The 22003-nt window shown below is 41.6% G+C and carries 20 protein-coding genes; 15 read left to right on the forward strand and 5 right to left on the reverse strand.

Going from position 1 to position 22003, the window contains the following annotated elements; translation table 11 throughout:
- Positions 1 to 148: 148 nt before the first annotated feature.
- From WBA23_RS18530 to WBA23_RS18545, 4 genes are all read right to left on the reverse strand, one after another.
- A complete protein-coding gene (locus tag WBA23_RS18530; protein WP_424583769.1) occupies positions 149 to 997 on the reverse strand; it encodes a DUF350 domain-containing protein in 849 nt (282 codons plus the stop codon).
- Between the two features lie 81 nt (positions 998 to 1078).
- Complete coding sequence (locus WBA23_RS18535; protein WP_424583770.1) at positions 1079 to 1816, reverse strand: hypothetical protein; 738 nt, start codon at positions 1814 to 1816, stop codon at positions 1079 to 1081.
- A 24-nt stretch (positions 1817 to 1840) separates the two neighbouring features.
- Complete coding sequence (locus WBA23_RS18540) at positions 1841 to 2251, reverse strand: hypothetical protein (protein ID WP_424583771.1); 411 nt, start codon at positions 2249 to 2251, stop codon at positions 1841 to 1843.
- A gap of 107 nt (positions 2252 to 2358) precedes the next feature.
- Entirely contained in the window at positions 2359 to 3255 is an 897-nt protein-coding gene (locus WBA23_RS18545; protein ID WP_424583772.1) for a cupin-like domain-containing protein, read from the reverse strand.
- A 249-nt stretch (positions 3256 to 3504) separates the two neighbouring features.
- Between WBA23_RS18545 and WBA23_RS18550 the strand changes: the two genes are divergently transcribed.
- From WBA23_RS18550 to WBA23_RS18620, 15 genes are all read left to right on the forward strand, one after another.
- Positions 3505 to 4980: a POTRA domain-containing protein gene (locus WBA23_RS18550; protein ID WP_424583773.1), complete on the forward strand. Its 1476-nt coding sequence runs from the start codon at positions 3505 to 3507 to the stop codon at positions 4978 to 4980.
- Between the two features lie 123 nt (positions 4981 to 5103).
- The gene (gene metG / locus WBA23_RS18555) at positions 5104 to 7173 is read left to right on the forward strand and encodes a methionine--tRNA ligase (protein WP_424583774.1); all 2070 of its coding nucleotides are present in this window, start codon (positions 5104 to 5106) and stop codon (positions 7171 to 7173) included.
- A 124-nt stretch (positions 7174 to 7297) separates the two neighbouring features.
- On the forward strand, positions 7298 to 7504 hold the full coding sequence (locus WBA23_RS18560) for a hypothetical protein (RefSeq protein ID WP_424583775.1): 207 nt from the start codon (positions 7298 to 7300) through the stop codon (positions 7502 to 7504).
- Positions 7505 to 7550: 46 nt separating this feature from the next.
- The gene (locus tag WBA23_RS18565; protein WP_424583776.1) at positions 7551 to 7928 is read left to right on the forward strand and encodes a co-chaperone GroES; all 378 of its coding nucleotides are present in this window, start codon (positions 7551 to 7553) and stop codon (positions 7926 to 7928) included.
- A 171-nt stretch (positions 7929 to 8099) separates the two neighbouring features.
- Positions 8100 to 9794, forward strand: coding sequence for a hypothetical protein (locus tag WBA23_RS18570; protein ID WP_424583777.1), 1695 nt, complete (start codon positions 8100 to 8102; stop codon positions 9792 to 9794).
- 146 nt (positions 9795 to 9940) lie between these two features.
- Complete coding sequence (locus WBA23_RS18575; protein ID WP_424583778.1) at positions 9941 to 10594, forward strand: SPOR domain-containing protein; 654 nt, start codon at positions 9941 to 9943, stop codon at positions 10592 to 10594.
- Between the two features lies 1 nt (position 10595).
- Positions 10596 to 11282: a MotA/TolQ/ExbB proton channel family protein gene (locus tag WBA23_RS18580; protein ID WP_424583779.1), complete on the forward strand. Its 687-nt coding sequence runs from the start codon at positions 10596 to 10598 to the stop codon at positions 11280 to 11282.
- A gap of 152 nt (positions 11283 to 11434) precedes the next feature.
- Positions 11435 to 11833 carry an ExbD/TolR family protein gene (locus WBA23_RS18585; protein WP_424583780.1) on the forward strand — a complete coding sequence of 133 codons (399 nt, stop codon included), beginning with the start codon at positions 11435 to 11437 and terminating at the stop codon, positions 11831 to 11833.
- An 84-nt stretch (positions 11834 to 11917) separates the two neighbouring features.
- Positions 11918 to 12724 carry a hypothetical protein gene (locus WBA23_RS18590; RefSeq protein ID WP_424583781.1) on the forward strand — a complete coding sequence of 269 codons (807 nt, stop codon included), beginning with the start codon at positions 11918 to 11920 and terminating at the stop codon, positions 12722 to 12724.
- 120 nt (positions 12725 to 12844) lie between these two features.
- Positions 12845 to 13498 carry a response regulator gene (locus tag WBA23_RS18595; protein ID WP_424583782.1) on the forward strand — a complete coding sequence of 218 codons (654 nt, stop codon included), beginning with the start codon at positions 12845 to 12847 and terminating at the stop codon, positions 13496 to 13498.
- Positions 13499 to 13643: 145 nt separating this feature from the next.
- Positions 13644 to 14858: a DUF2851 family protein gene (locus tag WBA23_RS18600; protein WP_424583783.1), complete on the forward strand. Its 1215-nt coding sequence runs from the start codon at positions 13644 to 13646 to the stop codon at positions 14856 to 14858.
- A 27-nt stretch (positions 14859 to 14885) separates the two neighbouring features.
- On the forward strand, positions 14886 to 16121 hold the full coding sequence (locus tag WBA23_RS18605) for a hypothetical protein (RefSeq protein WP_424583784.1): 1236 nt from the start codon (positions 14886 to 14888) through the stop codon (positions 16119 to 16121).
- Between the two features lie 164 nt (positions 16122 to 16285).
- Positions 16286 to 16693: a hypothetical protein gene (locus WBA23_RS18610; RefSeq protein ID WP_424583785.1), complete on the forward strand. Its 408-nt coding sequence runs from the start codon at positions 16286 to 16288 to the stop codon at positions 16691 to 16693.
- Positions 16694 to 16987: 294 nt separating this feature from the next.
- Positions 16988 to 18070: a glycosyltransferase family 4 protein gene (locus WBA23_RS18615; protein WP_424583786.1), complete on the forward strand. Its 1083-nt coding sequence runs from the start codon at positions 16988 to 16990 to the stop codon at positions 18068 to 18070.
- Complete coding sequence (locus WBA23_RS18620) at positions 18067 to 19383, forward strand: hypothetical protein (RefSeq protein WP_424583787.1); 1317 nt, start codon at positions 18067 to 18069, stop codon at positions 19381 to 19383. The genes WBA23_RS18615 and WBA23_RS18620 overlap by 4 nt, the downstream gene beginning before the upstream one ends.
- A gap of 308 nt (positions 19384 to 19691) precedes the next feature.
- Here WBA23_RS18620 and WBA23_RS18625 read toward each other — a convergent pair whose 3' ends face one another.
- Complete coding sequence (locus WBA23_RS18625; protein ID WP_424583788.1) at positions 19692 to 21377, reverse strand: heparin lyase I family protein; 1686 nt, start codon at positions 21375 to 21377, stop codon at positions 19692 to 19694.
- Positions 21378 to 22003 lie beyond the last annotated feature (626 nt).

The raw sequence follows: 22003 nt of genomic DNA on the forward strand, positions 1-22003 counted from the left end.
GAATCACCTAGAAAGTAAGTAGCCAACGTAGACAAAACGTACTCTGCGACAATACCCGCCAGCCCGGTTGCAAACAATGAGATTTTTAGTATTCGGGATTTAGAACGGTTGACTCCAGGGGAAGAAGAGTTGTCGTCAGTAGAAGTTGTTACAGACATAGCGTAATCAGCACTGAGCCACCGATATAGGCAAAGGCTTCAATGAGTCCGGCCCCTGCGTTGGGCTTTTCCTGGTTAATGAGTTCGTCGGTAAGACTACGGCCGGGTAGCAAAATTTTGTCGGTCAGCCAGCGCACAATGGGTAGAAAGGCTAAACCAATCAGTACATCAATACCTACGTCGGTTAGGGATTCTTGCCAGCTAAAAAAATCAGTCATCAGGCCGTAGCGAATGAGGTTAGCAATAGAAATCATGGCTCCGGCAAACCCTAACCCTACCGCTACATTGTCTCGCTCAATTTGATCGTGTACATCGAAGGGGATGATCGCCGAGTAGATATACGCGGTAATAATTAGTAGTAACTGCCCGACTACCCAAAAGACGATTGCCGTTAAAAATCCGCCACCCTGACCCGATATCGCACCTAATATGATTAATCCAGTACCAATGGCATTAGCACCTTCAATCACTCCGGTTCCGGCATTGCGGTCTTCAATAATTTCTTGGTAGACGCTAAACTTCCGAAGGATAATTTTATCGTTGATCAGAATCGATAGGTTTAATAAGAGAATAGCCAATAGCCCGTAAGCTGATATATTGACGATATCATCAAACAAACCCGAGGAGGGACCCATAACAGCCCCGACGATTGCTAATAATAACCCAATAAAGTAGCCTACGTGAGATACGGCAAAAGCGAAGTTGTCTTTCTCTACTAGTTCTTCCTGTACTCTAATCTTCCGATGGAATAGTTGGTGAATCCACTTTCCTAACAAGAACAAAATAAAACAGAGTGCCAAATAGGTGATGGCGGATAGAATGGTGTCTAAAATGGGCATACGAAGATTGGTTAGCTCTTACTTCACTGACAAGTTAAAAATACCTACGATTTATTAAAACACGTAGCAAAGTTTGTCCAGCTACTTACCAAATCCACCACTGCTACGCGAACGAGAACTACTGCTGCTACTGCCACCGTAACGGGAACTAGATCGTGACGTACGCTGACCGCTGTTGCGGAAATTACTGCTAGTGGTGCGAGTGCGCCAGGTAGTATTAGGTTTAGTAGTGGTGGTGTAGCGACTGTTAGTACCGTAGGTGCGGCTGTTATTCACCGTTGGTCCGTAGTAAGGTCGCCCTCGGCTACGATAGCCCCGGTAATCGTCGTAGTAGGAACGGCGTGCCGGAAAAGTAGCCATATTGAACAGACTGCTTAACAGTGCATATTTTCCATAAAACGACCAGAAAGATTCGCCATTTGATCCCTGCTGCCACTGTCCATACTGGGGGTTGCCCACGTAGTTGCCGTAGCCCGGCGGGGCGGCTGTTTTAGAAACCTCACCCTGCTGATTCTTAGAAACGATTTCCATTCCCATATTATCAATGTTTTGGTTGAAGAAGTTTTCACCCACCGTATACCAATCGGTAATTTCTTCTTCCGGAATGCTATCAGCGCTGTTGGTTTCTTTAATGATGCGGTACTTATGCTTGTATTCGGGGTAGAAATTTCCCTCCTGATCCATATCGTATAGGATAATGGAGTACGCTGGTACATTAGTCATGTCCCGAACGAAATTATCTACTGGGCTTTTTTCAAAAGAATTGGAGCGACAGGCAACTAATGTAATAAAGGAGAGGGCAATGATTATGTATTTCATTATTCGTTAGTGCTTAATGTTTTCTCACAAAAATTTAATTAGTGTAGCTACAATGCCTGAGGTTAACCCAATAATTGTTAATGCTATACCAATCATCCATTTGATAAGGCTTACTTTCGCGTCGCTAATTTGCTTGGTCAAATCTGTTCTTACGTTAGCAATTTCTTTAGTTAAATCTATTCTCACACTAGCAATTTCTTTTCGTAACTCTGCGCTCGTGTCAGCAATTTCTTTTCGTAACTCTGCACTCGTGTCAGCAATTTCTTTTCGTAACTCTGCACTGGCATTAACAACATCTTCCTTAGTAGACAAGTGTTCCTTTCGGTCGTCGAATTTCTGGGTAACGAGGTTCTCAATTTCATTAACCAGTGCTTCGGCCTCTTCGGCAGGAAGACTGGTTTTTTTGATTAGCTCGTACATTCGGACGGTATTCATCTAATTATTTTTCGGATGCAATCTATTTTAAGCAAAAAAGGTCATACTTCAAAGTACGACCTTAGGTTGGTTTATGTTCTTACTTGTTCAAGCAATTCACAATAAAACTACTGAGAAATCAGTTCGGATTCTTCTTTAGTGGCTTTGCGAATAGCAGTATTTGCCCGTCGCTCGGCAATTTGCTGCTTGGTTTCAAACCATTGGTCGCCCATCGCTTTTCGCATAGACCAGTCTACCGCTTGGCGCACGCTGATGTTCATTAATCCTTTAAATCGCTTAGAAAGGTGTGGGTTCAACGAACGTAGGCTCATTCCAAAACCACCTTCAATATACTCGATGTAGTGCCAGTATTCGCCCGGCATAAAGAGCGTATCACCGTGCTTAATTTCGCACTCATAGCCTTTCACGTAGTTCAGACCGGGAAAGCGAGCATAATCAGGTTTGGTCACGTTTACGCCGGTGTGCACGTTTAGCGGATAACGATACAACAGCGGAGAATATTCAGGAGCGAATAGCACTACGCGGCGCTTGCCTTCAAACTGAGTCAAAAATACATTAGACATATCAATATCCTGATGCATTCGAGCTATTGAGCCTTCTCCACCGAAAAACATATAAGGAAAGCCTTTTAAAAACGTAGTATTAACAGGCGGAAATTCAAAGTCGTCCATGAGTTGAGGACAGTCTTTAAAGATATTCCACAGGTGAATTCGCAGGTCGGTAGGAGTGGAAGCGATAAGATCTAGGTAATCAGCGAACTTCATTTTGCGGTGGGGCACCTTCATGGTTTTGTCCAGGTCTTCTTCCCGGTTTTCAAAAACCCCAATAGTTAGCTCGCCCGCTACGCGTTTAAAGTATTCAAAGTTCCACTCATCGTAGGCTTTAGTTCCCTTTAATAATCCGCGCAGAATAACCGGTTTCTGCGGAATCAGGTAATTTTCTTCAAAGTGACGAAGATCAATATCTTCAATAATGTCGATAGGATGGTTATAATCAAGTGCCATAAAAGAATCAGTTATGCGTGTACTTCTTAACGCTGCAAATTTATAGTATTTTTAGCGAATAGTTGAAAATATACTACAATTAAGCCAGTAAAGTTGTTCGCTAATCAAAAATTTAGCAGCCCAACGGACTATATCGGCGTAATTAAGTCATAATCAGTACATATGTGGGCTTACTCGAACCGGGTACACAATAAATATCGTTAGTTTTACTTGAATTACTAAAGCTCATTTATATCAAACGTAAGTACTGTGCGGAACTGGGGTAAGTATATTGGTTGGTTATGGTTGGGAATGCTCGCATTTTCGGTTCAGGCCCAAAACCTACCCACCGGCAATTCACCCATTGGTGCCCCCGTTCGGAGCGATAGCTCTCGATTCCTATCCGATTTCATCACCATCGACCGAATTTTTGTGCTTGGTAACCGGATCACCAAGCAAAGTATTATTGAGCGGGAATTAAGCATAGCCGAAGGGTTAACCTTTCCCACTTACGAAATCAACGAGCTTCTGAAAAAGGATCGGCAAAAGCTGATGAATACCCGGCTCTTTCTGGATGTGGAATTTCATGTAGTAGAAATTCAACCTGGCAGTGCTGATATTATTATTAAGGTGGCCGAACGTTGGTACACCATACCTACTCCTTACTTAACATTGCCGGCTGCGGTTCGGAACATTAACGTATTTCTAGATGATCCAGACTGGAATCTGCTAACCTACGGCATAAAGTTTACTCAATTCAACTTCCGGGGGCGCAATGAGCGTTTGGCGGCCATTGCCCAGTTTGGTTTTACCCGACAGTTTTCTCTCAAGTATTCAGTTCCTTACGTAGATGCTGCTCAGAAGAATGGAATAGAGCTGGGATTTAGCTACTCCGAAAACCGGAATATTAATTACCGGACAGTTGATCATAATTTCCAGTTTAGTAACGATGTATTGGATGCTCCACTGAGCCCAGCCTTGCGGGAAGTAACCGCCTTGGTTGGTTGGACTTACCGCCCTAGTTACTACAATGTGCACGGTATTACGCTTTCTTACTCCGATGCACTGGTTGCTGATACGGTTCTGGGCCTGAATCCTACCTACTTTACCCACGATAACAATCGGCAGCAATACTTGATGCTCAGCTACTCGGCCAGTGGCGACCACCGCGATTTTATCGGCTATCCACTTAAAGGCTACCGATGGCGAGCTTTGGTAAGTAAAGTAGGATTAGGAGTATTTGACCACGTAGATATTTTCCGAGTTTCGGGATCGTACAGCCATTTTTTTGATCTTGGCAAAGGATTTTACTTTGCCACCTCAGCCAATGGCTACGTGAGCACTCCCCGCTTTCAGCCCTACGCTAACTTCCGGGGGCTTGGTTACCGGGGCTTGTGGTTGCGAGGCTACGAGCTAGATGTTATTGAAGGTCAGTCTTTTATAATGAATCAGAATACGATTCGTAAACGCATCTTTGACCGAGAGTTTGACTTTTCCCGGGTGATTCCCATTGACCAGTTCAACGTAATACCACTTAGTATCTATTTAAAGGGATACATTGACCAAGGCTACGTGAGCAATACCATTCCGTACGAACAAAGTGACCGATTATCCAACCGCTACCTGATGGGTTATGGGCTAGGTATCGACTTTGTTACTTTTTACGATTCTGTATTCCGCGTAGAGTACTCTTGGAAGCGAGATGGCACCAATGGGCCATACTACAGTTTTCGAACGGCCTTCTAATTCTGATGGCAAACGGTCGCCGTGCGATTGTAATATTGAAAATCGCAAATTGTAGACCTAACTGCTAGCTAGCGTTTCATCAATTTGCAATTTTTTAATCTGCAATTTGTAATTTGCGCTACCATGACCGACACAACTAATCGTATTACCGTCACCGCGGCTCTGCCTTACGCTAATGGGCCACTGCACATTGGACACATTGCCGGAGCGTACTTACCAGCCGATATTTTCGTCCGCTACCAGCGTCAGCAGCAACGTGACGTAATTTTTATGAGTGGCAGCGATGAGCACGGGGCGGCTATTATGCTCCGCGCCAAAAAGGAAGGCATTTCTCCTCGGGAAATTATTGATAAGTACCACAAACTGAATAAGGAAACGTTCGAGCGGTTTGGAATTTCGTTCGATATGTACCACCGAACGTCCGAACCCATTCATCACCAAACCTCTCAGGGCTTTTTCACTACCTTATATGATAAGGGAGAATTCACCGAACAAGAATCGGAACAATATTATGACGAGGAGTATCAGCAATTCTTAGCTGACCGTTACATTACCGGTACCTGCCCGGTCTGTAGCCACCCCGAAGCCTACGGCGACCAGTGCGAGAACTGCGGCTCGTCGCTTAGCCCAACCGATCTTATCAATCCCAAATCAACGCTAAGTGGTAAAACTCCGGTACTAAAGCCGACCAAACACTGGTACTTGCCTCTCGATAAATATCAACCTTGGCTAGAAGAATGGTTGTTAAAAGGTAAACAAGGAAAGTGGAAACCGAATGTATACGGGCAGTGTAGCTCCTGGCTAAAAGCGGGCCTACAGCCTCGCGCCATGACTCGTGACCTAGACTGGGGCGTAGATGTACCGCTACCTAATACCGAAGGCAAGAAATTGTACGTGTGGCTAGATGCTCCCATTGGCTATATTTCAGCTACTAAACAGTGGGCACTGGATAATGGAAAAGACTGGGAGCTATACTGGAAGCAGCAGCCCAGCGAAGCCGATAATGCCCGGCTGATTCACTTTATTGGTAAAGACAATATTGTTTTCCACTGCATTATCTTCCCAGCTATTTTGCATACGCACGGCGACTATATTTTACCCGAAAATGTACCCGCTAACGAATTTCTGAATTTGGAAGGTCGTAAGCTATCTACCAGCCGAAACTGGGCCGTATGGCTGCACGAGTACCTGAACGAACTGCCTGATAAGCAAGACGAGCTTCGCTACACTTTGTGCTCCATCATGCCCGAAACGAAGGATAGCGAGTTTACCTGGAAAGATTATCAGGCTAAGAATAATAATGAGCTAGTAGCGATATTGGGTAACTTTGTCAACCGTACGTTAGTACTGACTCAGAAGTACTTTGATGGGGTAGTTCCCCCGCGCCACGAACTACAGCCTATTGATGAAGCAGCCCTGCGCCAACTTCAAGAAATACCAGGTCGAGTAGCTAAGGCAATTGAGAACTTTAACTTTCGGGAAGCTGCCGCTCATATGATAGACTTGGCTCGTACTGGAAACAAGTACTTGGCCGACACCGAACCTTGGAAAGTTATTAAAGAGGATAAAGCACGCGTAGAAACTATTCTGAATATTGGTTTGCAGATTACCGCTAGCCTTTCGGTGATCAGCTACCCTTTTCTGCCGTTCACTTCCGAGAAGCTTCAAGCGATGCTTAACTTTCAGTCGACCGGCTGGTTGACAGCTGATGCTAACGATCTACTAGCCACAGGACATGCGTTAGAAAAGCCAACCTTATTATTTCAAAAAATTGAAGATGAGTGGGTGGAGCAGCAAGTTGCTAAGCTTCATCAGGAAGACCCAATTGACGAGGAAGAATCCGAAACAGAATTACTACCGATGAAAGAAGAAATTACCTACGACGATTTTGTGAAACTGGATATGCGAGTAGCCACTATTTTAACTGCTGAGAAAGTGAAAAAGTCGAAAAAGCTACTGAAAATGACTCTAGACACAGGTCTTGATCAACGTACGGTACTTAGTGGTATTGCTCAGCACTACGAACCCGAAGCAATCATCGGCAAACAAGTTTGTGTACTGGTAAACTTGGCACCTCGTAAGATGATGGGCATTGAGTCGCAGGGTATGATTTTAATGACCGAAGATCCTAATGGTAAACTATTGTTCATGCAGCCAGAGGGAGAAGTTAGCAACGGCAGTGGCATTAGCTAATCATTCTCTGGACAAACTTTCGTTACCAAAAAGCTTCTCTCAATCCATATTAATGGAGTGAAAGAGGAAACTAAAAAAGTTGATAAATGCTTACTACTTTTGTAGGATACTAATCGGAAGGAAGATGAATGAGGAACTCAACAAGCTGAGAAGAAGTGTAAAAATGTTAGAAGCTAAAAGCGCTTCCTTTAAAGAAGGCGTAGATGGACTTCATAATGCCTTTGAGGTGTTTAGTACAGATTTGGACGCTTTCATTAATGTCTACAACGAAACTCAGCAACGTAACGAAGAGCGTCTTAATCGGTTAGAAAAGCACCTGGGCCTGTCCTAATATTGTAAGGCAATAGATCATTCAGAAGAAAGAGTACTAATTAGTTATGGAATTAACGGCTGATAACAAGCTAAAAAAATTAATTATTGTCGGTGATCGTATGCTGATCAAACTGAAGAAAGCGACTGACAAAACCAAAAGTGGATTGTTCCTGCCACCGGGGGTGCAAGAAAAAGAAAGGGTGCAAACGGGCTACGTAATGAAAACCGGGCCGGGTTACCCGATTCCTGTTCCGGCCGATGATGACGAACCCTGGAAGGAGCGCGACGAGCAGATCAAGTATATTCCGCTACAAGCTAAGGAAGGCGATTTAGCAATGTTTTTGCAAAAAGGAGCGTTTGAGGTTATGTACGAAGGTGAGCAGTACATGATCGTACCCCAAGCTTCCATCTTGATGCTAGAGCGAGAGGAGGACATTTTTTAGCAATTGAGCCATTCGACCATCGAACCTTCACCTACTCAATCATACTACTAGTCATTTTCAAATCTGAGGATGCACCTAATAGGCTTGTATCCCTTTTTTATTTTCGCTAGGTTCGCTTTCATACGTTTATTATCGTTATACCGTTAGCAATCTACAGCGCTATTCCAGGTTATGAAGTTTTTTTTAGCTATTATTTTTTCGTGCTTTAGCCTCTTAGCAACTGCTCAGCAAACCGAGCCGGATTGGGAACAAGAAGGTGAGATTGACGATGCTGAAGTAGTCATTGAAAAGGAGCGGGAGATTAGTTTACCTACCGCTAGCCGCCGCTTTGAGCCAATCCCGCCAATCGTTACTACGCGTCCTACTACCAGTATTACTTATCAGTTTCAAGAAGTCACTCCTACGCTGCCTGGGCTTAACCCGCAGGTACGTCCGCTGAAAATCAAAAATCCACCCTTAGATAAACTCTACGGAAATTACATTAAACTTGGCTTCGGTAACTTTATTACTCCTTACGCTGAGCTATTTGCGAATAGCACCCGAAACAACGAATATAGCTACGGTCTGCATGTACAGCATGAATCGTCGCGGCTTGGTCCGGTAGATGGTGCCAATTCGGGTAATAGCGACTCTCGATTAGGACTTAGTGGTAAATACTTTGCCAGTGGGCATACATTCCGGGCTAATGCCGAGTATCAGCGAGAACGCTACCATTTCTACGGATACAGTCCGTTAGTAGAACCTGAGCCGGAGCGTGATTCCATTAGGCAAATATTTAATGCTATTGCCGTATCTGGTGGAATTGCCCGGGCTGATGTAGATGCCCCACTTGATTACGATGTAGAAGCCAAGTTTATTCATCTGAGCGATAGTTATCAAGCTTCGGAGAATCAAGTTGAGCTCCACCTTAAAACAAACTATATCATCGCACCCCGTTTAGAGATAGGACTGGAAAGCGATCTATATCTGATGCAGCGTAGTGATCAAAATCCAGAAACGCTAGCAGAAAATAGACTCAATCGCAATCTGTTTCGAGCTCGCCCTTATCTGGTTTACCGTACCTCTATTGGGGCGGGCGAAGGGCTTACGATCAAAGGTGGGTTTACTATTGCGCACGAAAATGATACTGCTAGCAATGCTGATCAGTTACATATTTATCCTTACGCTCTTGCAACGCTGTATTTCTCTGATGCCTTTCAGGTATACGCGGGGGTTGATGGTAACATAGAAGCAAGGTCACTTTATTCATTCACCCGAGAAAACCCGTATTTAGATGCGGATGTTCCATTGCTGCATACCAATCGTAACTTCACCTTTCGGGGAGGAGCGAAAGGAAGAATTAATAGCTTCTTTGGTTTTCACGTCGGCTTCTCAGCCAATAATTACCAGAATCTGTACTTCTACGCCAACAGTGCTCGAGATTCTACTCGCTTTACTATTCTGTACGACCCAGATAATGTGTTTGAATTAAACCTGTTTGGTGAGATCTCTCTAAACAGTACCGAACGCTTTCGCTCCAGCCTTCGGGCTGACTTTTACGCCTACAGTGTAGAAAACGTGGAAGAGCCTTGGCATCGTCCTAACCTTACATTTAGTTGGCTCAACAGCTTAAACTTATACGAAAAAATACTGTTGAACGCCGAGTTACAGTATATGTCAGGCGTACAGGGGTTAAATTTAGCTAGTGGCACTACGCGTCAGCTCGATGCCATTGCTGATCTGCATCTTCAGGCTGACTACTTATTTTCCAATCGCTTTTCCGCATTTATCAAAGTAAGAAATATATTTGCACAGAATTACGAGCGCTTTATGAATTATCCCTCCCGAGGAATCATGTTTTTAGGCGGGATTACCTATAGTTTCTAAATTATTGATTTACAAGCTATTCGGTACTTGTGTGCTTTTATCAACAATATTCTTAGGGTAATTACCGTAAGATCAGTTATTTCGCATTAGAAAGCGTAAATAGCTGATAATTATTGTTTTACCAGACCGTGCATAAACAATCCGTTATGGAAAATCAGGAAGATACTCGATACAATTTAGAAGACAACGATGACTTTGGTTTACCCGAAACTGACTTCCATCCAATAGATCGCGAGGAAGAAGAGCCGCCCCAATTCGAAGAACCTCGCTACTATGTAGAAGAGGAAGAAGAGGAGCCTAACCGAGGGTGGATTGTTGCGGCAATTATTGGAGTAGTGGTGTTGTTGGGACTCGCTATTTATCTTTTTCTATTTGATGGCGTAAGCCAAATAGCTTCTCTATTCGGGGAAGGAGAACCAGCGGTGCAAGAGTACGTAGAACCTATTTCTGAACCAGTTATCGAAGAAGAACCAATTTACGAGGAGGAACCTATTATTGAAGAAGAGCCGGTTTATGAAGAACCTACATTGGCTCAGTATCAGGGAATTGAGCGCGTTTCTACTCCTACCGGGCGAACCTTTGTAGTAGTAGCTAGCTTTGTTGATTACGACTTAGCGATGGACTATGCTCAGAAATTAGAAGCTCAAGGTACTGGCTCTAAGATACTAGATCCTACGCAGCGGGCTCCTCTTATTCACCGAGTGGCCATTGCTGATTTTGATACCTTCTCTGAAGGTGCCACTAATATTGAATCCTTCCGAATGGAATACGGAGATTCTGTTTGGGTATTAAAATACTAAAATGATCCTACTACAAATCACAACCGAAACCCCTATTGATACTACTGCCCTTGATTCTGCCGCCGCCGAATCAGTTACCATCCTCGACTTACTTTTAAAGGGTGGTTGGGTGATGATCCCTCTCATCATCTTGTTTGCACTCTCTATTTATATTTTTGTTGAAAGAATACGAGTTGTCAAACGAGCAGCTAAGATTCCCGAACAATTTATGGAGAAGATTCGAGGTTTAGTATCTCGAGGGGAAATTAGTGCAGCCCGTATACTCTGTTCTCAAACTGACTCTCCTATTTCCCGAATGATTGAGAAAGGGGTTTCCCGCATTGGTAGTCCACTCAAATCGATTGAAGCGGCTATTGAAAATGTAGGAAAGCTGGAGCTATATCGGCTAGAAAAAAACCTCACTTTACTAGCTACTATTTCAGGGGTAGCCCCGATGATCGGTTTTTTAGGTACTGTTACCGGAATGATTCAGGCGTTTATTGCCATTGCTCAAGAAGAGGGAAACGTAAGCCCTCAGTTACTCTCCACCGGAATTTACGAAGCCATGATTACCACCGCTACCGGACTGGCCGTGGGTATTCTGGCTTATTTAGGTTACAATTATCTCGTTTCCAGAGTAAACAAAATAGTTCATCAGATGGAATATATTTCCATTGATTTTATTGACTTGCTTCAGGAACCGACATAAACAAGAGTAGATAGGTAAAGAGTGAAAAGATGAGGGACAAATAAGATAAGTTGCCTTCGTGACTTGCAGTTATTTAACCCCTAGTTGTGATTTACTCCTTTTACACTATCCATTATCAACTTTCCATTGTCAATTTTCAACTAATACAATTCATGGATCTGAAAGCCCGAAATAAGATAGAAACTAGCTTCAATTTTTCTTCTATTGCTGATATTATTTTTCTGTTGCTGATCTTTTTCATGCTTACCTCTTCGTTTGTCACACCTTCGGGTTTGCCAGTCAATTTACCTTCTAGTAAGGCTTCGGCTATTGTACTACAGCGGGTAAGTGTTACAATTACTCCTGATTTAGCGTATTACGTAAACGAGCAGTTGGTGCCGGTAGAGCAGTTGGAAAGTGCGCTTCGAGCCGCACTTTCTGAACAGGAAGGAGTTTTAGTAATGAATGTAGACAAGTCAGTGCCGGTAGAGCATTTGGTTCGGGTAGCGGGCATTGCTACTGCTTTAGAAGCCAAAGTATCTATAGCTACTCGCCCCGAGTCAAATCGGTAGACGAATACTTGCGAAGTGAAAATGCGTTCGTTTTTAAATCTTATACCATGTTTTCTCGTTAAGAATAAGAAACAGAATTAGTACATGTCTTCTGAAGAAAAGAAAGATCGTCGGATTGCTGCTATTGTCTCATTCGGAGTGAATGCTGGCCTGTTTTTATTATTCTTTTTCCTATTAGCTTGGCAAGCTCCTGATCCTCCACTACCCGAATACGGTATTGAGTTAGATTTTGGGCTAGATAATACTGGGGCGGGAGAGACCACGCGTCCGGAACCTACTCCGGTAGTAGAAGAAGAACCGGTTGAAGAAGTTACCGAGGAGGTAGAAGAAGAAGAAGTGGAAGCCGTAGAGGAAACCCCACCGGAGGTACAGGAGTCAGTAGAGCAGGTAGAACAAGTAGCCCCTATTGACGATAGTCCGGACGTAGTGGAAGAAATACCGGAAACAACTGAAGAAGTAGTAGAACCCGAAGAGCCAAAGCCAGAACCAGTACCGGGGAGCTTATATCCATCTAAAAATACCAATCAGGGCAATTCTGAAGATCCGGTAGGCAATCAAGGAAAAGAAGACGGTAAAATTGACGATCGTGCTTTATACGGTGCACAGGGACCAAAAGATGGCGCATCGCTGCAAATGGCAGGCTGGAATTGGGATTACATTCCTCGCCCTCAAGATAATTCTAGCGAGAGCGGACGTATTACCTTTCAAATAACAATTGATGGCCGAGGAGAGATTATTAGTATCCGGACTCTAGAGAAAACGGTAAGTCCTGCGGTGGAGCGGATTTACCGCGAAGCTGTGGAGGAGCTAACCTTTAGTCGCATGGGTAATAATACTCGTTCGGCAGCTACTTCTACTGGTAAAATATCGTTTATCATTCGTTCCAAATAGTGTATTTGACCTTCCGATTGTAGCAAATATTTGCCCCGGTTTTTCGTAGCTTGGAAGGCACTTTGCACTTGTATTTCACGTTATTCTTTCTTAAGTTAAACTATAAACTACTGCTTTTATATGAGTAATATTACCGTTGTTTTGGTGGATGATCACGCAATACTAACGGAAGGAACAGCAAGCATACTCAGAGAATACAATTTCATAGATTTAGTAGGAGCTGTAAACGATGGTGGAGAAGCATTAAAGCTAGTAATTGAGCATAAGCCCGATGTGCTAGTAGCTGATATTTCTATGCCAGGCGTATCTATTTTTGATATTATTCAAGAAATAGAAAAAGAACAACTACCTACTAAAGTGCTTATTCTTTCCATGCACGATTCACCTAATTATGTATTCAAAGCACTTAATAATGGGGTGAATGGTTATATTACCAAATACGCCGACCGTGAAGAGATGGTCAAGGCTATTCAAACCGTAGCCCAAGGAGACGAGTATTATAGCCAGATAATTACTCAAGTTATTGTAAAAGGTTTTAAAGAAAAAAAGAGCCAAGATAGCAATGATCAAAACCCTATTAATGTACTTTCTAAACGAGAAAAAGAAGTATTGGCTCTTTTAGTGGAAGGATTAAACTCTAAACAGATTGCCGAACGCTTATTTCTCAGCGAACGTACGGTCTCCAACCATCGGGCCAATATGTTACAAAAATGTCAGGTAAATAATACAGTTGAGTTGGTTAGATTGTATTTGGATAATGTTAATAAATGGTAATCTTCCACTGTGTTGTAGCGTTTCATAGTCCGAACGTTACTTCCCTTTGTTAAAGATAATAACTACTCGCTTCTTTCTCTTGTAGCTTTTCCAACAAAAGTGGTTATTATTCTTTCGCCTTTCTTCATACTATGCATGCAAAAAGGTGAAAGAAGTCGTCCTCTACTATCTTTGGCAACAGCAAGCCTTTAACCGCGAAAGCCTTCAAACTATTAATGGCCAAGCCGTCGTTGTACAATCAGCTGGTATTCTAAATGCTAATGCTGGACCTGATTTTTCTGTAGCCCGATTGTATATTGATAATCTGGAATGGCATGGTTCGGTAGAAATTCATGTGAAAGCATCGGACTGGAAGCGTCATCAGCATCATCGTGATTCAGCCTACGAGCGAGTAATTTTACACGTAGTTTGGGAGCATGATCAAGATGTATATCGCTCCGATGGTACGATGGTTCCTACCTTAGAACTAAAATCTCGTGTAAACTCTTCGATCTTATTCAGGATTCAATCTTTATTAGAGAGTAAGCAGCCATCTATTCCCTGCGCTCATTTAGTAAGTCAAGTACCAGATGTCGTTAAAATTGCTCAAATAGAACGGATGGCTATTCAGCGAATGAAAAGAAAAGCTGACGAAATTCTTGAATTACTTAAGCACAACAAAGGCAATTGGCAAGAAACAGCGTATCAATGCCTACTAAGAAGTTTTGGTTTTAAAACTAATCAAGCAGGAATGGAACAACTTGCGCAGGCACTACCACTCCGTTGGGTAAGAAAATGGTGCGACGATTCAGACCAATTAACTAATATTTTTCTTCATCAAGCTGCATTATCACAGTATTTAGTAAATGAGAAGCCATTATTAATACCTCCTGAGCTAGAAAATAGACGGTTGAATCCATCCGTATGGCGATACAGCCGAATCCGCCCTACCAATTTCCCACATGTCAGGATTAAACAGCTAGCTATTTTGCTTAAGCAGTGGCAAGCTGATTTGAGTTGGTTACTGCAAATTCAACCAATAGAGCATTATATAAAGCAACTTTGCGCTGAAGCTACTAACTTAGGAGCTCACAGCATTAATACTATTATTATTAATACTATAGTACCCTTGCTGACTGCCTACGGAGTTTATCACCGCGATAATAGTTACCAACAACACGCTTGCTTATGTTTAAAAGAGATAAAAGCTGAAAATAATAAGGTTATCCGTAAATATAATGACCTGACCTTTCCTAACTCGTCTGCTTTAGATACGCAGGGAATCCTAGAGCTTTATCAGAATTACTGCACAAAAAAACAATGTCTTTCCTGTAGTATCGGGTCTGCCGTTTTGAAAAAACAGCCATTGTTTGTTTCTTAACTACTTCACCCTGGATCAGCCTGCGTATTGTGGATTATTGCTATTCATAGCTGTATAATTACTGGTATCATTTTCCAATGGTACTATCACCTCCGAAGTACTCGGTTATCTCACTGGTTTTTACCCGCTATCAGTATAAAGATTGTAAGTGGATGGCTCGTTGGCATCTTATATCATTACTATTATTCAGGAGGTGATACCTGGAATTACTTTGCTGATGGAGTAGCGTTAGCTGAACTTGCCCGTATTAATTGGATGAACTATATTTTTAGTTGGATAAACACGGATTATCTACCAGACGAATTAATATACGCTGACCAACCCCGTGCCTTGTTCGTGAGCCGCATTGTTAGTATAGGGTGTCTGTTTACTCTAGACAATTACTGGCTTATCTCCACCTATTTTTCGATAGTATCTTTTGGGGGAATTTGGTACTTAGTGCAAACGATTAAGAGATTCTTTCCCCGTACTCAGTATGCAGTAGGGACCGCTTGGTTAGCTTATCCTTCCTTCGTCTTCTGGAGTTCGGGTATTCTTAAAGAAACTATTGCGGTAGGGCTCATTAGTGTACTAACTGCCCAAACAATATATTTTTACTACAATAACAGGAGAAGGCAACCGAGTTTAATGGTGGTAGGTTGGTTAAGCATTGCTGTTTTACTATGGTTAGTTAAGTACTATTATGCCGCTGTACTTATTCCATTGTTGCTAGCTATTATTCTATCCCGATTTATACCAGCTGGACGGCTTAGTGTAACTACTAAAGCAGTTTCTTTATTTATTATTTTTATTTCTTTGGCTACATTTCTGCACCCCAATCTGGAGGTAGACCGAGTTCTGAGCGTGATTGTCCAGAATCATGATACCTTCGTCCAAATTTCTCGCACCGATGCAATTATTCACTTTTATCAATTAAAGCCTACGTTAGCCAGTTTCCTACTTAACACCCCTTTAGCCTTATTTTCCGCTTGGTATCGCCCACTACCGTTCGATTTGAATACTATGTTAGCGCACGTGGCAGGTTTAGAAAACTGTCTATTGCTCATTGTCAGTATACTAGCCCTACGAAAAATTAAATTGGTAAAAGCACTAGAAGGTGATGCCCGATTGTGGATAGTTGCTATCTTTTTGTTTGCGGTTTTGTTAGGAGCATTATTAGCTATCTCTACACCCAACTTTGGTACGCTAATACGTTATAAAGTAGCTTTCTCGCCATTTTTGCTATATCTTTTAATATGCTTACTGCTTCACCGAAATGATTAGATTTTCTGAATTAACCCTTTATTGATTCTTTACCAACATTATAAAAAAGGTACGCTCGTAGTTTTTGAAGACAAACCTAACTTCGCAACTGCTCGTATCAACGTATTTTAGTGGCAACATTAATTAAGCGTAGGTAAAGTTTTTCTTATTGAATCGTAAATAATATGATGTCTGATCAGCAGTTTGCCGAAACACTAATTCCATTTAAGAACCTTCTAGACAATAAAAAAACAGAGAAGGTAGGCCAGCCGCTAATGGAGCAGCATAGTTTGGCATATTGTGTTAAAGCACAGTGGCAAACTGATTTTCAATCAGCCCAGCGTACTTATCAGGAATATACCGCTTTGGTGCGGTCTGCTTATCAATACGAGCGTCATGTTCTTAGTGAATTGCACCTGAACCAAGTAGCTCCAACTGATCCGGACGAATGGTTGGATTATGCTCGGTTCTTTTACACCAATGTACCTTCTTACAACGCTTTATTAGATCAGCAATTTGGCTTGAAGCCAGAAGTATGGGCTCAGGCTTTAGTAGAGATTCACGCTTTGATTTCGGCGAGGTACCAACAATAGAACAGTACTAACAAATAGGCAGCTACTAAGCAACCCAAAGTCTTTCTGAAGATTATATAGGCGAGTAGATGGCAGAATGTAAGCGTTTAGCTCAGATAACTATTGAGTAAAACGAAAGTTAAAATCAGTATATACAGAGTTGAGTCTACAGCATTGTAGATACATGTTTAGTGTTCTCTTTACAGAATAAATAATATCTTGGTATTATCTTTGACCGTAAAAATAGTGTAAAAGGTAACTACAAACAACCCATATAGTCTTTAGACTTAGGATTTTTAAACAGAAAGAAAATACATGAATAATATTATTCTACTATCTAATCGGTTGTTTCATTATCGTGTACCAATATATAACTACTTTCACCAGGAATTTCTTAAGGAAGGCTACAATTTTTCGGTGCTCGCCACTGAGCAGCAGCCTAACTTTGATCCTCATTTTGAGTTCGAGTGCCAAATAGAACCTCCTAGTTTTTCTAAATACAAAGCGATCATTCAAGAAAAGCAGCCGGCAGCCGTTATTGTATTTATGCACCTCAAAGATCGAATCATGTGGCCGATGGTTCATTGGCTGAAGATTCAAGGAATTCCCGTACTATATTGGAACCATGGAGTAAATCTACAAGATCCGGATAATTGGTATAAGAATATATTATATCGCTATTTGCATAATCTGGCGGATGCTATCGTACTTTATTCGCCAGCCGAAAAGCAGTATATTAAAACTAAGAATCATCCGAAGGTTCACATCGGATATAATACCCTCAACTTACACAGTTTCCCCACAATTACTCAGTCGAAGGAGGAGCTTAAAAAAGAGTGGAAGTTACCCTATAAAAAAGTAGTTTTATTCGCCGCTAGCACTACATTTCGTCGTCGTCTAGAGCTTCTGCTAGAAATTTTTGATGGGCGAACCGGTGAGGAGCTAGGATTAGTACTAGCAGGTTTGCGAGACATACCAACTTGGGTAAAAGAAGTAGTTGACCGCAGTCCGGCAATTACTTATGTGGGGGAAATTCCTGATCAAGTGGCTTTTAATAAGCTGGTAAAGCTATCAGATGTATTTACGATTCCTGGTCGCAGTGGGCTTGCCATTAATCAGTCTTTTCATTGGGGAGTTCCCTACGTGACAACCAATGTGCGACAATCGCCGGAAGTTTGGTACCTAAAAGATGGACAAAATGGCTATATTGCTGATATAGAGAAGGAAGGAGATTACCGAGATAAGTTACTACGAGTTTTACAGGATGACGCTTTGCATGCTCAAATGTCAGCTAAAGCTCAGGAAGTTATTCAAACCGAAGGAGATATTCACAACATGTATTTAGGCTTTTGGAATGCCTTTCAGTTTGCTACTGAAAGAAAGAAGGTAAAGCGATGATAAAATACTTCAAATCCAAAGCAGATTTTTTTTTAAGGTATAACTGGCTGTTTAAGAAGATGCTATCTGAGGCTTCTAAAAACTTGGAGGAAGATTATAGCGTACTATCTCAGCGTCAAAATGACCGTTTTATTCAACTAGTACATTACGCTGTAAAACGTTCTCGTTTTTACCGCTCTCTCTATGCTAAGCATGGTGTTGATCTACAAACTATCAAGTCTATTGATGATTTACATAAGCTGCCGGTTATAAAAAAAGAAGATATAAGAGATCAGGTTGATGAAGTAAGAATTGGTAGTCGTTTTTTTAAGACCAAAGGATACACTAGTGGCACCTCAGGAAGCCCTTTGGTAGTGTACCGGGATTACCGTTGCGTATTAGAAGAAGGAGCCTATATCTGGGCTCAGCGAAATCGAGCTGGCTATCAGCCGGGAATGAAGACCGTATCTATGCGGGGCGATCTAGCTAGAAAAGAATTATATCGTTACGATGCCTCTTCTAATACGTTATACCTATCCAGCTACAACTTAAGTGAAAAAAATGCTCGGCTTTTTTTAGATAAGATCGCCGAATTCGCTCCTTATGCTCTACTGGCTTATCCAAGCTCCGCTGATATTTTGGCTACTTTTGCGAATAGTATGAACAAGGACGTTCACATTCCTTATATTTTCACATCGTCAGAGACGCTATATGATTTTCAGCGCGAAAAGTTTGAGCAGGTATTTGGCAGTAACGTACAGGATTGGTACGGAAATGCTGAAAGAACAATTGCTTTGATGCAAAATCAAAAAGACGGATACGACGAGTTACCTTTATATTCAGTAAACGAGTATCAGAGCGGTAGTACCATAACGACGGGGCTTATTAACAAATCATTTCCCTTGATTCGCTATCAGATTGGAGATATTATTATTCCCGAGAAATACCGGGTTTCTTATCAAGAAAAAATAACTATAAAGAAGATAAACGGAAGAGACGACGACGTATTACATCTCCCGGATGGTACCCAAGTAGGACGTTTAGACGTGATTTTTAAAGGTATTAAAAATATTGACTTTGCTCAGTTTGAGCAAAGCAACCAAGAGTCATTTGTACTGAATATTGTACCCAACCCAAGCTTTAGTCAAAAAGATGAGAAGGAACTTATTAATAATCTTAAAGCTAGAGTTGGTGGTGATGCATCCTACGTGGTTAACCGGGTCAGTAAGAAAGATATCAAGCTGAGTAAGTCAGGGAAATATAAGTTGGTATTTAACTACATTTCAAATAATCAGCCGCTACAAAGAGAAAAGACTTCATCATCAATCTACTAACATAGTACATGAGGTGCTGCTCTACTGATAGTAGTGTGTTTCAAAAGACAGAGAAATCAAAAAATTTAGTGCTAAGCTAAGGCAGTAAGCGTATTGTTAGATTGACCGCGCTACGACCGTTAACTTCAACGACGCTTGGTAAAACACGCTCAGCAATTAAATACTTGCTAATTTGCTGAGTATCGGTTACTATAATAGTAGTAGGTTGGCAAAAATTACTCTCGCATTTACTTAAAAAATAAAAAAGCTGGCAACTCAATTGAAATAGATTGAGCTGCCAGCTTTGACTGAATAAGGGCAATAGCTATTTATTTGGGAACATATACTCTTACATAATCTACGTACATCTCCTGAAGCGTGGCACCAGTTTTTTGGCCATTTTTCCACCAAGAGTTATACAGCCCAAATTTAAAATAGGGTGCATCTCCATCTTTGTAACTATTAGGGCCATTATGTGAATGGAATAACTTACCATTTTTGTACACTTTGAAAAATCCATTTGATCCGAAGCTCCACTTTATGTGGAAGGTCCAGGTTACCCACTTTCCAAAGTCATCTTGCAATTTTGCGTAACCTGAGCCAGTACGACGGGCAGGGTGAAAATCTTTACCTGGATAGATTTTTTCACCGGTAGCACTATAGTGGTATGGCTTTACCGTAGCTCCCTGGCTACCTACTCCAGATCTAGTAGCGTACATATGCCGTAAAAAGAAATGATCTCCTTCGTAGTGCATGGTGTATGAACCTTCTCTCCGGATGTTATAGTCATTTTTCATACTCACGAAGCTGATATAACCATCGCCAATTTCATAATCTTTGCTAAGCTTAGTCCGCATATGGAAAACATATTCTTGCCCCCATCTGGCTCTAAATCCTTGTCGGAAGTGAGAACTTGGCAGATTTCTTGGAACTAGCTCTTGACGATAATTTTTACTACTTCGACTTCCTGGAGTAATTCTGAAGTGATAAGCGCCTACTCCACCTTCTTTAACTATTTTTCCTTTAGAGTGACCAAGGTGGTGAACTTTCAACCCATCTTTCGATTGACTCACGTTTTTACCAAAATTGCTGTTGAATTCATATCCACGTAGCAATTTTAGGTTTGGTAGTCCACTGGGTAGGCCAGAATTATCGCCAACATTTTTATCGTCTTTGTCATCCTCCTTATCGTCGTCATTATCGTCATCACTATCATCTTGAGGCGATGAGCCTCCGCCAGAATTTCCGCCTTCTTTACACACTTTCTTAGAACCTTTGTAGCCACTGTTCCAACGAGCGTAAACTTGGAAGCATCGGTCATCAGGATTCGAGATAGAGAATACCATTTTTGGATTCTTATCTTTAGAATACAGGCGGGGAATGATACTGGTGCCAGTTCGCTTACCATCTACCATAAGTTCAAACCCACCTTCAGGTTGTTTGGGCGATGCAAAATTTACAAATTCAAGTGTTACTTTTGAGCCATTAAATGAAAGCCTACTGATAACGGGTTCGTTAACATTGGATGGCCGTTTAACATCTCCAGAATCGCCACTGCTGCTATTATCGTCTTCCTTTTCATCATCCCCGGAAGGAGGAGTGTTAGATGCACTCTCTGACCCCGGTTTCATAGAATTAGAACGCTTGTAACCGCTATTCCAACGAGCATAAATCTGATAAGTCTTATTAGGAGAGCTGGAACTGAAAGTCATTTTTACACTTTTGTCGGAAGAGTATAAACGGGGAACTACGTTAGTGTACGTTCTTTTCCCTTCAATCATGAGTTCAAAGCCACCTTCGGGGCCTTTGGGGGCACCATAGTTAGTAAACTCAATAGTTACTTTGGAACCACTGGTGGAAACCTTAGTAATTTCAGGAACTCGTGTATCTTGCGTACGTGCTGAATTGAGCTGAATGTCTGCGGCTAAACCATTTTCTGAAAATAGTTCCTCCTCTGCGCATTGAGTAAAGCATAGAGATGCTGCTGTTAGAAAGAATAAATAAAATTTTTTCATGAGTTCGGGTTAGAATTTCGTTGAGGGTTTTTACGAACTCCCTACCTCAAACATATACTGTACGAAAGTAAAATAGCGGTGTATTAAATTTAACAATGATGACAGAATTTCTACTTCATAGTGTGTTTTTTATTAGGCAATATTGTAATATAATGACACATAGTATAATATTATAAGACGCTTTTCCAATAAGGTCGCCTGTAAATATTGATTAAGTATAGTTTAGAACGTAAAATACATTTTGATGAGAATAGTGAAACACCGTTTGGTGATAGTTTTACTATTTGTAGTTTTTTGATTGATTTGAGAATTCTTTTTTCAATATGATAATATCTATATGGATAATGTTGATTTGCTATCCCTATAAAATTACTTTTATTCGCACCGAGGGAATGATTGTTGTTCTAAGAGTATTTAAGAGTACTTATTTAAACCTGTAGTATTTATGCCTTTAGCTTGGTATTACCATCGCTTGCGTACTATGTCTGTCCCAGAAGTTAGTTACCGGGCAAAACAGTTTTGGCAGAAGCGACAAGAGAGACAATCTCAACAAGGCTACTTTCCTGCACAGAAGCAATTATTGCACTTACCCAAAGCGATTTTACCAACAGGGGAGCTCAGTTTTA

The sequence above is a fragment of the Tunicatimonas sp. genome, assembly GCF_049647865.1.
GTDB lineage: Bacteria > Bacteroidota > Bacteroidia > Cytophagales > Cyclobacteriaceae > Tunicatimonas.

What these genes read in the sequence shown, in the direction of transcription:
- WBA23_RS18530 (WP_424583769.1), bottom strand. Translation starts at nt 997, where the DNA reads ATGCCCATTTTAGACACCATTCTATCCGCCATCACCTATTTGGCACTC.
- WBA23_RS18535 (WP_424583770.1), bottom strand. Translation starts at nt 1,816, where the DNA reads ATGAAATACATAATCATTGCCCTCTCCTTTATTACATTAGTTGCCTGT.
- WBA23_RS18540 (WP_424583771.1), bottom strand. Translation starts at nt 2,251, where the DNA reads ATGAATACCGTCCGAATGTACGAGCTAATCAAAAAAACCAGTCTTCCT.
- WBA23_RS18545 (WP_424583772.1), bottom strand. Translation starts at nt 3,255, where the DNA reads ATGGCACTTGATTATAACCATCCTATCGACATTATTGAAGATATTGAT.
- metG (WP_424583774.1), top strand. Translation starts at nt 5,104, where the DNA reads ATGACCGACACAACTAATCGTATTACCGTCACCGCGGCTCTGCCTTAC.
- WBA23_RS18560 (WP_424583775.1), top strand. Translation starts at nt 7,298, where the DNA reads ATGAATGAGGAACTCAACAAGCTGAGAAGAAGTGTAAAAATGTTAGAA.
- WBA23_RS18565 (WP_424583776.1), top strand. Translation starts at nt 7,551, where the DNA reads ATGGAATTAACGGCTGATAACAAGCTAAAAAAATTAATTATTGTCGGT.
- WBA23_RS18570 (WP_424583777.1), top strand. Translation starts at nt 8,100, where the DNA reads ATGAAGTTTTTTTTAGCTATTATTTTTTCGTGCTTTAGCCTCTTAGCA.
- WBA23_RS18575 (WP_424583778.1), top strand. Translation starts at nt 9,941, where the DNA reads ATGGAAAATCAGGAAGATACTCGATACAATTTAGAAGACAACGATGAC.
- WBA23_RS18580 (WP_424583779.1), top strand. Translation starts at nt 10,596, where the DNA reads ATGATCCTACTACAAATCACAACCGAAACCCCTATTGATACTACTGCC.
- WBA23_RS18585 (WP_424583780.1), top strand. Translation starts at nt 11,435, where the DNA reads ATGGATCTGAAAGCCCGAAATAAGATAGAAACTAGCTTCAATTTTTCT.
- WBA23_RS18590 (WP_424583781.1), top strand. Translation starts at nt 11,918, where the DNA reads ATGTCTTCTGAAGAAAAGAAAGATCGTCGGATTGCTGCTATTGTCTCA.
- WBA23_RS18595 (WP_424583782.1), top strand. Translation starts at nt 12,845, where the DNA reads ATGAGTAATATTACCGTTGTTTTGGTGGATGATCACGCAATACTAACG.
- WBA23_RS18610 (WP_424583785.1), top strand. Translation starts at nt 16,286, where the DNA reads ATGATGTCTGATCAGCAGTTTGCCGAAACACTAATTCCATTTAAGAAC.
- WBA23_RS18615 (WP_424583786.1), top strand. Translation starts at nt 16,988, where the DNA reads ATGAATAATATTATTCTACTATCTAATCGGTTGTTTCATTATCGTGTA.
- WBA23_RS18620 (WP_424583787.1), top strand. Translation starts at nt 18,067, where the DNA reads ATGATAAAATACTTCAAATCCAAAGCAGATTTTTTTTTAAGGTATAAC.
- WBA23_RS18625 (WP_424583788.1), bottom strand. Translation starts at nt 21,377, where the DNA reads ATGAAAAAATTTTATTTATTCTTTCTAACAGCAGCATCTCTATGCTTT.